11 protein-coding genes are annotated in these 13,465 nt (G+C 64.6%); 10 read left to right on the plus strand and 1 reads right to left on the minus strand.

Features of this window, described 5'->3' with window-relative positions:
• The first annotated feature begins 2 nt into the window (after nt 1-2).
• The 10 genes from EC86_RS25840 to tkt all read left to right on the plus strand — a co-directional run bounded on the left by EC86_RS25840 (nt 3) and on the right by tkt (nt 12,749).
• The gene (locus EC86_RS25840; protein ID WP_036771754.1) at nt 3-203 is read left to right on the plus strand and encodes a DUF2933 domain-containing protein; all 201 of its coding nucleotides are present in this window, start codon (nt 3-5) and stop codon (nt 201-203) included.
• Nucleotides 204-212: 9 nt separating this feature from the next.
• Nucleotides 213-479 carry a DUF5676 family membrane protein gene (locus EC86_RS0102960; RefSeq protein WP_029524211.1) on the plus strand — a complete coding sequence of 89 codons (267 nt, stop codon included), beginning with the start codon at nt 213-215 and terminating at the stop codon, nt 477-479.
• 225 nt (nt 480-704) lie between these two features.
• Entirely contained in the window at nt 705-947 is a 243-nt protein-coding gene (locus EC86_RS0102965; RefSeq protein ID WP_198026748.1) for a hypothetical protein, read from the plus strand.
• Entirely contained in the window at nt 944-2,617 is a 1,674-nt protein-coding gene (locus EC86_RS0102970; protein ID WP_029524213.1) for a hypothetical protein, read from the plus strand. The genes EC86_RS0102965 and EC86_RS0102970 overlap by 4 nt, the downstream gene beginning before the upstream one ends.
• 15 nt (nt 2,618-2,632) lie before the next feature.
• A complete protein-coding gene (locus EC86_RS0102975) occupies nt 2,633-4,465 on the plus strand; it encodes an N-acetylglutaminylglutamine amidotransferase (RefSeq protein ID WP_029524214.1) in 1,833 nt (610 codons plus the stop codon).
• On the plus strand, nt 4,462-5,568 hold the full coding sequence (gene tal / locus EC86_RS0102980; protein ID WP_029524215.1) for a transaldolase: 1,107 nt from the start codon (nt 4,462-4,464) through the stop codon (nt 5,566-5,568). The genes EC86_RS0102975 and tal overlap by 4 nt, the downstream gene beginning before the upstream one ends.
• Complete coding sequence (gene pgm / locus EC86_RS0102985) at nt 5,565-7,226, plus strand: phosphoglucomutase (alpha-D-glucose-1,6-bisphosphate-dependent) (RefSeq protein WP_029524216.1); 1,662 nt, start codon at nt 5,565-5,567, stop codon at nt 7,224-7,226. Before tal ends, pgm begins: the two co-directional genes overlap by 4 nt.
• Complete coding sequence (locus EC86_RS0102990) at nt 7,223-9,595, plus strand: phosphoketolase family protein (protein WP_029524217.1); 2,373 nt, start codon at nt 7,223-7,225, stop codon at nt 9,593-9,595. The genes pgm and EC86_RS0102990 overlap by 4 nt, the downstream gene beginning before the upstream one ends.
• Nucleotides 9,592-10,662 carry an acetate/propionate family kinase gene (locus EC86_RS0102995; protein WP_029524218.1) on the plus strand — a complete coding sequence of 357 codons (1,071 nt, stop codon included), beginning with the start codon at nt 9,592-9,594 and terminating at the stop codon, nt 10,660-10,662. Before EC86_RS0102990 ends, EC86_RS0102995 begins: the two co-directional genes overlap by 4 nt.
• A gap of 20 nt (nt 10,663-10,682) precedes the next feature.
• Complete coding sequence (tkt, locus tag EC86_RS0103000; RefSeq protein ID WP_029524219.1) at nt 10,683-12,749, plus strand: transketolase; 2,067 nt, start codon at nt 10,683-10,685, stop codon at nt 12,747-12,749.
• Here the strand turns inward: tkt and EC86_RS0103005 are convergent.
• Nucleotides 12,720-13,436, minus strand: a complete 717-nt coding sequence (locus tag EC86_RS0103005; protein WP_029524220.1) for an HAD family hydrolase — start codon at nt 13,434-13,436, stop codon at nt 12,720-12,722. The two genes, tkt and EC86_RS0103005, sit on opposite strands and share 30 nt — an antisense overlap.
• Nucleotides 13,437-13,465: the final 29 nt, after the last annotated feature.

Raw genomic sequence — 13,465 nt, forward strand, 5'->3', positions numbered from 1 at the left:
ACATGGACTGGCTCGCACAGAACTGGATCTGGATACTTTTCGCAGTGGCCTTCGTGGCCATGCACATGTTTGGGCACGGCGGCCATGGCGGCCACGGCTCGGATCAGAGTAGTCGCCGCGATGCGAGCACCGTCCCGGCGGGGCGGCCGGAAGGATCCAGCCCAATGACGCCCGCCAATACGCGCGGCCCGCACCAGCACTAGGAGCATCTCATGCTGAACATCAAAGTTGTTTCATGGGCGCTCGCCACAACGACGGCGATCTCGTTTGTTGTCTGCGTGACCTACGGTCTCGCGACGCCGGAGACCCTGCACATGCACGCCTTCCTCGAGCAGGTGCTACCGGGCTTCAAGTGGCTCACGCTGCAGGCTTTCCTGATCGGGCTGGTCGAAAGCTTTCTCTATGGTGCCTACGCCGGTCTGGTGTACGTGCCGGTCTACAATTTTTTTGCGCGCCGGTTTGATCCCGTCACTTCCTGAGGAACACATCATGGTCACACGACCCCTGAATCACCTGCGGCAAGCCTTGGCAACCCGAGTGCCTGACCTTGATGCGCCACGCCAAGCGCTGATGGCATGAGCGCAGACCGGACGCGATCCTCCTCGCAGCTCGAGGCCGCACTTTCCAGGTGGGACAACGAAGGAGGCGCGCGAGCGCGGCGTCTGCTGTCTGACAGCGCTGCGCCGAAGAACGTTCCTCAATCGATGAGCACTGAACTCGAGCGTCTGCGCGTTCGTGTGATTGCACTGGAGAACCTGGTGATCTCGCTGCTTTCCCAAGCCCCTGAGCGACAGCGTGCGCTGGGTCGCGAGATGGCCACGTTCATCTCACCTAGATCAGGGTTCACTCAGCACACCAGAACGCTGGCTGCGGCTGCTGAGATGGTCCATCTTGTCGAACGAGCCCAGCACTTCCAGGGGTGGGTCGAGGGTGGGCTTCTGTCATGAATACTCTACCGAACCCCTCGACAATCGCATCCGCAGGCCTGCCGCCCGGCCCGATTTCGATGGAAGTGCTGAACAGCGAATGCTTCTGCATCAGCCTGGACACCGCGGCGCTGCGCCAGGCGCTGGAGTCCGAGATCGGCCAGCCCGGTCTGTTCGATTTGATCCAGCAGCGCTGCCCCTACCTGTTCGCGACGCGCCCGGTCTTTTTGTCGCACGAACACATGCGGCGCATGGCTCAAGTAGTGCAGGCCGTCGAGTCGGTGGTCGCGCTGCCGGCCTATCGCGAGGAGGTTCTGGCCGCCGCACCCACCATTGCGCGCCACGATCCCGGTGGCGCCAAGGGCGTGTTCTTCGGCTACGACTTCCATGTCACCGAAGGTGCCTTCGGGCTCATCGAGATCAACACCAATGCGGGCGGTGCGATGCTCAACGCCGTGCTGGCGCGGGCACAACGCGCTTGTTGCGCGGCGCTGCAGGGTCTGGAGCCGTCACCGGACGCAGCCAGTTCGTTCGAAGAAAGCATCATGTCGATGTTTCGTCGAGAGTGGTCGCTTAGTGGACACAAGCGACCGTTGCGCAGCATCGCCATCGTCGACGAGAACCCCGCGCAACAGTACCTTTACCCGGAATTTTTGCTGTTCCAGCGATTGTTTCAGCGGCACGGGGTACAAGCGGTGATCGCCGGCCCGTCCGAGTTCACGTTGCGGGGGGGTGTGCTCTGGCACGGCGATCTGGCGATAGACATTGTCTACAACCGTCTGACCGATTTTTCGCTGGCCGAACCCGCCAGCGCGACGCTGCGAGAGGCTTACCTGACGAACGCCATGGTGCTCACGCCGCACCCGCGAGCGCATGCCCTGTACGCGGACAAGCGCAATCTGACCTTGCTCAGCGATGCAACGCGGCTGCAGGCGTTGGGCGTGCCGCAGGCCACACAAGATGTTCTGCTGGCCGGCATTCCCCATACTCAAATTGTGGACCCGCAACAAGCCGAGCGGCTCTGGCGTGACCGGCGACGGCTGTTCTTCAAGCCCTTCGCCGGGTTCGGCGGCCGTGCCGCCTACCGGGGCGACAAACTCACCCAGCGCGTCTGGCAGGAAATCCTCGCCGGCGGCTATGTGGCACAGGCGCTGGTGGCGCCCGGCGGACGTGCTCTCTCGAACCAGGAACCGGTGCAAATGCTCAAGTTCGACCTGCGCACCTACACCTACGATGGCAGCGTGCAGTGGGTGGCGGCGCGTTTGTACCAGGGCCAGACCACAAACTTTCGCACCCCCGGCGGCGGCTTTGCGCCGGTGTACGAAGGGCCGGCAGACAGACATATGATGGGTTGCACGCCGGTGCAGCATGAAAGCCGCTTGTTTCTGCTCGACGACGACGCTGTTCAGGAGCTGGACCATGAGCGCTACGTGGCGCTCGCTCGTGGCGAGGCACCTGCAGGCGAGTTCGCCGACCATCGCTTCATCCTGGTGGACTGGTACCTGCGCCTGGCCTGCAGCCAATCTGAGGCCGTCGTCAACGAAACCTGCAGCTGGATGGTATTCGACGCCAATGGATGGCTGGACCCGCACGCGGCCCATACGATCAACGTGCCGCCCAGCCCGACCGAAGCCCAGTGGGCGCAGATCCGCGCCCTGGTGTTCGGCGACGCCGTTCCTCATCTCTCCTGAAGAATCGAGGTCCCCATGTGCGGCATCTGCGGTGAATTGCGCTTTGACGGTTCGACGGTCGACATGTCGGCGATCGAACGCATGTCTGACAGGATCGCCCGGCGCGGCCCGGATCACGCCGGAATCTTCAGCGACGGCGCGCTGGCCTTGGGCCACCGCCGCCTGGCGGTCATTGACCTCAGCGCTGACGGCGACCAGCCCATGATCGACGAGGAATTGAAGCTGGTGCTGGTCTTCAACGGCACGATCTACAACTACAAGGAACTGCGCGCCGAGCTCATCGCGATGGGCTACCGGTTCTTCTCCGAGAGCGACAGCGAAGTCATCCTGAAGGCCTATCACGCCTGGGGTGCGCAATGCGTGCAGCGCTTCTTCGGCATGTTTGCCTTTGCAGTATGGGACCAGCGCGATGCGCGCCTGTTCATGGCGCGCGACCGCTTCGGCATCAAACCGCTGTACTACACGCTGGACGGATCGCGGTTGCGCTTCGCCTCCAGCTTGCAGGCCCTGCTGGCAGCGGGCGGTGTGGACACGGGCATCGACCCGGTGGCGCTACACCACCATTTCACCCTGCATGCAGTGGTGCCCGCACCGCGCACCATCCTCAAGGGTGTCAGGAAGCTCGGCCCCGCTACCACGATGACGATCAATGGCTCCGGCCACATTGAAGAGGCCATCTACTGGAAGCTCGATGCTACGCGCCCGGCGCAAGCCCTGTCCGAGGCGCAATGGCTGGCTGCCACCCGTGAGGTGCTGGTGCGGGCAGTGGAACGCCACCGCCTCGCCGCCGATGTACCCGTGGGTGTACTGCTCTCCGGTGGACTGGACTCCAGCCTGCTCGTCGGCCTGCTGGCTGACCACGTGGACGACCTGCAGACCTTCTCGATGGGTTTCGAGACGCTGGGCGAAGGGGGCGAAAAGGCTGATGAATTCGAGTTCTCCGACCAGGTGGCAGAACAATTCGGAACGCGCCACCACAAGTACCTCATTCCCTATGACGAAGTGCTGCGCCGCCTGCCCGAAGCGGTATTGCAGATGTCCGAACCCATGGTGAGCCAGGACGTGATCGCCTTTTACCTGCTGGGCGAGCGTGTTTCTAAGCAGGTGAAGGTGGTGCTTTCAGGCCAGGGTGCCGACGAAGTCTTTGGTGGCTACTTCTGGTACCCCCGAATGGATGCCGCCAAGGGCTCGGCTTTGGCGCGCTTCAGCGCCCACTACTTTGATCGGGACCACGACGAGTACCTTGAGATGGTCACTCCCGCTTATCACCTGCCCGACGTGACGGCCGCGCTGGTGGCGAAAGCCTTGGCACAGCCGCAGGCCGACACCTTCATCGATCAGGTACTGCGCTTCGACGCCACCACGCTGGTGGTGGACGACCCCGTCAAGCGCGTGGACAACATGGCGATGGCCTGGGGCCTGGAAGCGCGTGTGCCATTCCTGGACCACGAACTGGTGGAACTGGCAGCGCGCATGCCCCCGGAGCTCAAGCTCAGGCAGGGCGGCAAGTTCCCGCTCAAGGCGATCTCCCGAGGTTTGATTTCGGATGCTGTGATCGACCGGCCGAAAGGCTATTTCCCGGTGCCGGTGCTGAAACACGTGAGCGGCGAGTTCCTGGCCTTCATGCATGGCATCCTCAATTCAGACGCCTGTCTCCTGCGCGGCCTGTACCAGCGAGCCTATGTCGACAAGCTGCTGGCGGCACCCGAGGCCTGGTTCACCCGCATCCAGGGCAGCAAGCTATGGCATCTGGCGCTGCTGGAGCTGTGGCTGCAATTGAACGTCGACGAACCTTATGGCTCGGCATCATCAACAGGCCCATCCCAGGCCAGAACGGAGACCCCATGAAACCGACCCGCCAATTGCACGATCTCGGCCAAAGCCTGTGGCTGGACAACATCACCCGCACCCTGCTCGACGATGGGACGCTGGCGCGCTACATCGCCGAGGATTCGATCACCGGCCTGACCTCCAACCCCAGCATCTTCGATGCCGCCATCGGCGGCGGCGAAGCCTACGACGCGGCCATCCACGCCAAGACGCTGGCCGGGCTGGCCGGTGAGGCGCTGTTCACAGAGCTGGCGCTGGAAGACCTGCGACGCGCGGCCGACCTGTTCCGGCCGGTGTTCGACGCCACCGATCAGGCCGATGGCTGGGTCTCGATGGAGGTATCGCCGCTGCTGGCCGCTGACACCGCAGGCTCCATCGCAGCAGCCCGCCAGATCCACGACCAGGCCCAGCGCGCCAACCTGTTCGTGAAGATTCCTGGCACGCCGCAAGGGCTGCCAGCGATCGAGCAAGCGATCTTTCTCGGCATCCCCATCAATGTGACGCTGCTGTTTTCCTGCGCCCACTACCAGGCCGCTGCCGAAGCCTATCTGCGCGGCATCGAACGGCGCCTCGCGGCGGGACTCGATCTGCGCGTGGGCTCGGTCGCCTCGCTGTTCATCAGCCGCTGGGACGTGGCCGGCAACGCGCAACTGCCCACCGAGTTGCAGCACAAGCTCGGCATCGCGGTGGCCCGGCAAACCTACCGGGCCTACCGCGACCTGCTGGCTTCGACGCGCTGGCAGAAACTCGCCGCCGCCGGTGCAAAGCCTCAGCGCTTGCTGTGGGCCAGCACTGGCACCAAGGACCCTGCAGCACCCGATACCTTGTACGTCAGCGCGCTGGCCGCACCCGACACCATCAACACCCTTCCTGAGAAGACCTTGCATGCATTCGCCGACCACGGCCGACTGCAGGGCGTGATGCCAGCCGACGGGGGTGACGCCGAAGCGGTATTGGCGCAGATCACCGGGGCAGGTGTGGATGTCCCGACACTGGCCGCCAAACTCCAGCAAGACGGGGCGCAGTCTTTCGTCAAGTCGTGGCAGCAACTCATGCAGCGAATCGCCGAAAAATCGGGTGCGCTCAAGCCGGCTCCCGCTGCGCCGGCCATCGGCACATGAGCCAGATCATCAGCCCACTCGCCGGCAAGCCACTTCCGGCAGCGAAGCTCGTCGACATACAAGGCCTGCTGGCCGCGTACGCCGATCTGCAGCCCGACCCCGCCGTGCCGTCGCAGCGCGTGGCATTCGGCACCTCGGGTCATCGCGGCACCTCATTCGACGGCAGCTTCAATGCGGGGCATGTCCTAGCGATCACGCAGGCCCTGTGCGAGCACCGCAAGGACAACGGCATCGATGGCCCGCTGTTCATCGGTGTGGACACGCATGCACTCTCAAAGCCAGCGTTCGATAACACGCTGGAAGTGCTGGCCGCCCACGGCGTGCAGACCATGGTCGCGCGTGGCGGCGAGTTCACGCCCACGCCGGCGGTCTCGCATGCGATCCTAGTCTACAACCGGGGCCGAAGCAGCGGGCTGGCCGACGGCATCGTCATCACGCCGTCGCACAACCCGCCCGACAGCGGCGGCTTCAAGTACAACCCGCCCCACGGGGGCCCGGCCGATGCCGACATCACCGGCTGGGTGCAAGAGCGCGCCAACGCCTTGCTCGAAGGCGGCCTCAAGGAGGTCAAGCGCATGGCGCTGGCCCAGGCGCGAAAAGCCGCCACGACACATGAACACGACTTCTTGGGCGCGTATGTCGCCGACCTCGGCAACGTGATTGACTTCGATGTGATCCGCAGCGCCGGCCTGCGCCTGGGCGTTGACCCGCTCGGTGGCGCCGGCGTGCACTACTGGGCGCAGATTGCCGAGCGCTACCAGCTTGACCTGACGGTGGTCAACACAGAAGTCGATCCGCAATTTGCATTCATGACGGCAGACTGGGACGGCAAGATTCGCATGGACCCGTCGTCCCGCTACGCGATGCAAAGCTTGATCGGACTGAAGGACCATTACGACATCGCCTTCGCCTGCGATACCGATCACGACCGCCACGGCATCGTCACGCCCAGCAGCGGTCTGCTCGCGCCGAACCACTACCTCAGCGTCGCCATCGACTACCTGTTTCAGCACCGGCCGCAGTGGAGCGCTACGGCGGCAGTCGGCAAGACAGTGGTCAGCAGCACAATGATTGATCGTGTGGCTTCTCGCCTGGGCCGCACCTTGTTCGAAGCACCGGTCGGCTTCAAGTGGTTCGCAGCAGGCCTGTTTGATGGCAGCCTGGGCTTGGGCGGTGAAGAGAGCGCGGGCGCATCCTTCCTGCGCCGCGACGGTAGGGTGTGGACCACAGACAAGGACGGCATCGCGGCGGCGCTGCTGTCGGCCGAGATAACCGCCCGATCCGGGCGCGACCCGGGCGCCCGGTACAGCGAGCTGTGCACTGAGTTCGGAGAATTCTTTGCGGATCGCATCGATGCCCCGGCAAACACGGCGCAGAAGCAGGCCCTGGGAAGACTGACGCCCAAGCAGATCGTGCAGACTGAACTGGCAGGCGAGCCCATCACCAGCGTGATCGACCAGGCGCCCGGCAACCACGCGGCGATCGGTGGCATCAAGGTCAGCGCAAAAAGCGGCTGGTTCGCCGCGCGGCCTTCGGGCACCGAAGACATCTACAAGATTTACGCGGAAAGCTTCCAGGGCGACGCCCACCTGCGCCGCCTGCTCGCAGAGGCACAACGCATCGTGGACGCCGCAATTGAACCCAAGGAATCATCATGAAGACCCTGACCCCCGACTTCCTGCGCAAGATGCACGCCTGGTGGCGCGCTGCCAACTACCTCTCGGTGGGGCAGATCTACCTGCACGCCAACCCGCTGCTCGAAGAGCCGCTGACCCTGGCACACATCAAGCCGCGCCTGCTCGGACATTGGGGCACCACACCTGGCCTGAACTTGCTGTACGTGCACCTGAACCGCCTGATCAGGGAGCACGATCTGGACATGATCAATGTCATCGGCCCCGGCCACGGTGGACCCGGGCTGGTGGCGAGTACGTACCTGGAAGGCACTTACACCGAAACCTATCCCGACATCTCGCGCGACCGCGACGGCATGCGCAAGCTGTTTCGCCAGTTCTCGTGGCCGGGAGGCATTCCAAGCCACGTGGCGCCGGAAACGCCGGGCTCGATCCACGAAGGCGGCGAGCTGGGCTACTCGCTGGCGCATGCGTATGGCGCGGCATTCGACAACCCCGATCTGATCGTGGCTTGCATCGTCGGTGACGGTGAAGCTGAAACCGGCGCGCTGGCGACAAGCTGGCATTCGAACAAGTTCTTGAACCCGGCGCGCGATGGCGCGGTGCTGCCGATCCTGCACCTCAACGGCTTCAAAATCGCCAACCCCACCGTGCTGGCGCGCATCGGCCGGGAGGATCTGACGGCCTTGCTGCGAGGCTACGGCCACGAGCCGCACTTCGTGGTCGGCGACGATCCGATGACGGTGCACCAGCAACTGGCGCAGACGCTAGACGCCGTCCTTGCGCAGATCCACACCATTCAGGCTGCCGCGCGTGCGACGCATGCGCCCATGCCGGCGTCACTTCCGCGCTGGCCGATGATCGTGTTGCAGACGCCCAAGGGTTGGACCGGCCCCAAGGAGGTCAATGGCCTGCCGGTGGAAGGGACGTGGCGGGCGCACCAGGTGCCGATCACGCAATTCACCAACGCCGAGCATATCCGCCAGCTCGAAGACTGGATGCGCAGCTATGCGCCGCAGGAACTGTTCGACGCCAATGGCCGCTTCCGGGAAGAATTCGCAGCACTCGCACCCACCGGCAACAGGCGCATGGGCGCCAATCCGCATGCCAACGGCGGTGCATTGCTCGCACCGCTGGTCATGCCGGACTTCCGCGACTTCGCGGTGCCGGTTTCGGTGCCAGGCGGCACGATGGGTGAGTCCACGCGCGTGCTCGGAACCTTCCTCGCCGAGGTGATGCGCAGGAACACCGGCAGCGCCAACTTCCGCCTCTTCGGGCCTGACGAAACTGCATCCAACCGGCTCGGTGCGGTGGTGGAAGTCGCCGGCAAGGCGTGGATGGCCGAGATCGACGCGGTCGACCTCAATCTTTCAGCCGACGGCCGGGTGATGGAGGTGCTGAGCGAACACCTGTGCGAGGGCTGGCTCGAAGGCTATCTGCTGACCGGGCGTCACGGCCTGTTCTCGTGCTACGAGGCGTTCGTCCACATCATCGACTCGATGTTCAACCAGCATGCCAAGTGGCTGGAGGTGTGCCGGCAGATTCCGTGGCGCTTGCCCATCGCGTCGCTCAACTACCTGCTTACCTCGCATGTCTGGCAGCAGGACCACAACGGCTTTTCGCACCAGGACCCGGGCTTCATCGATGTGGTGGCGAACAAGAAAGCCGACGTGGTGCGCATCTATCTGGCACCCGACGCGAACTGCCTGCTCTCGATTGCCGACCACTGCCTGCGCAGCCGCAATTACGTGAACCTGATCATCGCCGGCAAGGCACCGGCGTTGCAGTGGCTCGATATCGAGTCGGCCGCACACCACTGCGCAGTAGGCGCCGGCATCTGGCCGTGGGCCAGCAACGATTCCGGTGATGCCCAAGGTGGGCCCGATGTGGTGATGGCCTGCGCCGGCGACGTGCCGACGCTCGAAACGCTGGCTGCCGTCGCGCTGCTGCGCGGGTATGTGCCGGACATCCGCATCCGTGTCGTGAATGTGGTCGATCTGATGGCATTGCAGCCGCAATCCGAGCATCCGCACGGCCTGGACGATGACGCGTTCGATGCCATGTTCACGCTGGACCGGCCCATCGTGTTCGCCTTCCACGGTTACCCCGGGCTGATCCACCGCCTCACCTACCGCCGCCACAACCACGACAACCTGCATGTGCGCGGCTACAAGGAAGAAGGCACGACGACCACGGCGTTCGACATGGTGGTGCTGAACAACATCGACCGCTATCAGCTGGCGCTCGATGCCATACGCCGCATCCCGCGATTGGCGCATCTTGTGGACGACGCCACCCGGCGATATGAGGCGAGCATCACGCGGCACAAGGCCTACATCAGCGAACACGGTGAGGACTTGCCGGAAGTGCGTGACTGGCGCTGGCCAGCATGAGCGATGACCTGGGTCGGCCCGTGCTGGCCTTGAACGCGGGCTCGTCGTCGCTCAAGTTCGGCTTTTTCATGGTGGGCGCGAGCGGTAGCCGCGTGCTGCTGTCCGGAGCGGAAGAAACGCTTGCGAAGCCGCAGGCAGCGGTCGCCCGTATTGCGCAGCGCATGGAAGCGCAGGGCTTGCCCGCGCCCATTGCGGTTGGTCACCGCATCGTTCATGGGGGACCGCAGTGCCGCCGCCATACTTTGATCGACGCTGCGGTGATGCGGCAACTGGAAGCGGCGACCGCGTTCGCGCCCCTGCACGTGCCGCCCGCACTTGCGCTAGTGAGAGCGGCGCAGGCGCGCTTCTCCGGCATCGCGCAGGTGGCGTGTCTCGACACGGCGTTCCATGCCGGCATGCCGGATGTGGCCCGCACGCTTCCCCTCCCGCGCGAGCTGCGCGCGCTGGGCATCGAACGCTACGGTTTCCACGGCCTGTCGGGCGAATCGATCGTGCGGCAACTGGGCAGTGATTTGCAGCCGCGCGTGGTGATTGCCCATCTGGGCCACGGCGCCAGCGTCACTGCGGTAGCTCAGGGGGCATCGGTAGACACCAGCATGGGGCTGACGCCGACAGGCGGCGTGATCATGAGCACACGCTGCGGCGACATCGACCCGGGCGTGCTGGCGTATGTGGTTCGCGAGCATGGCTATGACGCGGCCCAGCTCGAAGCACTGATCGATCAGCGCTCGGGCCTGCTCGGGATTTCCGGCCTCAGCGGCGACATGCGCGAGCTGCATGCGGCCGCAGCGTCGACTTCCGCGTCGGGCGCTGATGCGCGGCTGGCCATCGCGATATTCTGCGCTTCCGTGCGCAAGCAGATTGCCGCGATGGCGGTCGTGCTGGGCGGCGTGGACCTCCTGGTGTTCACGGGTGGTATCGGCGAGAACGATGCTTCGACGCGCGCTTTCATCTGCGAGGGACTCGAAGTGCTGGGCATTCACAAAGCAATGACCCGGGTATCTCCGGCACAGGAAGAAGAACTGATCGCTTGGCGCACCTGGCAGCTGACGCAACCGCCCAACTGAACGAACACATTGGAGCTCCCATGACGAACACACTCGACCAGCAGTGCATCGACACCCTGCGTTTCCTCTCGGTAGATGCCGTGCAAAGGGCCAACAGCGGCCACCCCGGCATGCCCTTGGGCGCAGCGCCCATGGCCTATGCGTTATGGACGCAGTTTCTCAAATGCAATCCTGGCAACCCCGACTGGGCGGACCGAGACCGTTTCGTGCTCTCCGTCGGTCACGGATCGGCACTGCTTTACAGTCTGCTGCATCTGAGTGGCTACGACCTCTCACTCGACGACATCAAGGCCTTTCGCCAATGGGGCAGCAAGGCGCCAGGCCACCCGGAACGCGGGCACACCCCAGGTGTCGAAGTCACCACTGGGCCGCTGGGCCAGGGCTTCGCAAACGCGGTTGGCATGGCGATCGGCGAAGCGCAACTCGCGGCACGCTATAACCGGCCGGGACACGCGGTCATCGATCACCACACCTATGTGATCGTCGGTGACGGCGACCTGATGGAAGGTGTGGCGGCTGAAGCCACTTCGCTGGCCGGGCATCTGAGGCTCGGCAAGCTGGTCTGCCTTTACGACGACAACCGCGTGACGCTTTCTGCCGGCACCGACATGGCATTCACGGAAGATCGGGCTGCTCGATTCGAAGCCTGTGGCTGGCATACCGTGGCAGTGGCGGATGGCAACGATGTCGAGGCGATCGCTGCAGCGCTGCAATCGGCGCGGTCGCAGGCCTCAAGGCCGTCGCTGATCCTGGTGCGCACGCACATCGGCTACGGCTCGCCGAACAAGCACGACAGTTTCGAAGCCCACGGTTCGCCGCTTGGCGTTGAAGAGGTTCGGCTGACGAAGCAGCGCCTCAGCTGGCCCACCGAGCCGCCATTCCTGATACCCGAGCCGGCGCTCGCGCACATGCGGCAGGCGCGCGCGCGCGGGCAGAACGCCGAGGCAACGTGGAGCCAACGCATGCAGGCCTACGCGCTGGCGTTTCCGGACCTGGCAGCAGAACTGCAGTGCAGTCTGCGCGGCGAACTGCCCTCCGGCTGGGACGCCGACATCCCGACATTTCCCGCTGATGCCAAGGGCATGGCCACGCGAGCTGCGTCGGCCAAGGTGATGAATGCAATGGCCCAGCGGCTGCCCGCGTTGACCGGCGGCTCGGCCGACCTGGACCCTTCGACCAAAACCGTTCTCAAAGGGGGTGGCGATTTCAATCCTCCCGTGACCCAGACCGACGACACCCAGGGCGCCGACAGCGGCGGCTGGAGCCCTGCTGGCCGCAACCTGCACTTCGGCGTGCGCGAACACGCGATGGGCGCCATCGTCAACGGCCTGGCTGCGCACGGCGGTTTCATCCCGTTTGGCGCCACCTTCCTGATCTTCAGCGATTACATGCGCCCGGCGATCCGGCTGGCGGCGCTGATGAAGCTGCATGTCGTTTACGTGTTCACCCACGACAGCCTGGCCGTCGGCGAAGACGGCCCCACGCACCAGCCGGTGGAGCAGCTGGCCAGCCTGCGTGCGATTCCGGGGCTCACCGTGATCCGCCCGGCCGACGCCAATGAAACCGCAGTGGCCTGGACGGTGGCGGTGGAAAGCCGACAGCGTCCGGTGTTGCTGGCGCTGACCCGGCAGGAGGTGCCCACGCTGGACCGCAGCCGTTATGCCAGCGCCGAAGGGCTGCGCGGTGGCGCCTATGTGCTCAACGATGCGAATGACCAGCCGCCGGTGTTGATCCTCATCGCCAATGGCTCGGAGGTCGCCCTGATCCTGGCCGCCGCCGAGCGATTGCAAAGCGAAGGCATTGCCGTGCGCTGCGTGTCGATGCCGAGCTGGGACCTGTTCGACGTCCAGCCGCAGAGCTATCGCGACGGCGTATTGCCGCCAACCGTGCCGGCGCGGCTGGCGGTGGAACTGGGCATGACTCAGGGCTGGCATCGCTATGTCGGCGACCGCGGCGATGTGCTCGGCGTTGAACGCTTTGGCGCGTCCGCTCCGGCCGACATCCTGCTGCGCGAATACGGCTTCACCGTCGACAACGTAGCTGCACGCGCACGCAAGCTACTGACCGGTATGCGAAGCGTTGGGTAGCCGCAGCAGCGTGGCGGCATCCGCATCGACCAGATCGCCGATGTGCTCGACCGTGACATCAGGCGTCGGGTACAGGCTCGCGTTGACCGGGTCGAGGGCGTAATGTCCCTGGCGCGGGAACACGGTCGTCAGGCGATTGCCCAGGACCGCTTTCACTGCCGCCAGCAGCCGCACCTTGTCGTCGACCATGACGTAATGGCGCGCCGGATGTTGACGCTGAACCGCTTCAAGCATCTGCTCCTTGTGAACGTAGATCAGCACGCGGCCACCGACCGCATCCCACAAGCCCGAACGCTGAACCTTGCGCGGCTGGAATACGACGTCACCGTCGGAGAGGATCACCGTCGGGCCGAACCGGTCGAGGTGGGCAATGACCTCAAGCGCACGCGGATACAGTCGCTCGGCGAAGGGGTAGTCGATAAGATAGGACGCCATCAGCAGCAGCCGCTCATCGGCCGACACGCCGTGTTCGGCGTTAGCCCGGTAGCTCTGTAGCGCACCGAGGTAATCTGCGTAGCCCAGTTCCTCGCGCAGTTCTTCGAAGATGGCCCAGTAGCGGCCCGAACTGGCAACGCCGAATGTGCTCTCGAGGTGGCGCCGAAGGTCGAGGATGATTCGGTCGTTGTCGAGCAGCGTGTTGTCGACGTCCAGCAGGAACACCACGTCCGGTGTCGTGTTCTGGCTCATATCTGCCCCTCGGCAGTCGAGCACGGGCA

Source organism: Polaromonas glacialis, from assembly GCF_000709345.1.
GTDB lineage: Bacteria > Pseudomonadota > Gammaproteobacteria > Burkholderiales > Burkholderiaceae_C > Polaromonas > Polaromonas glacialis.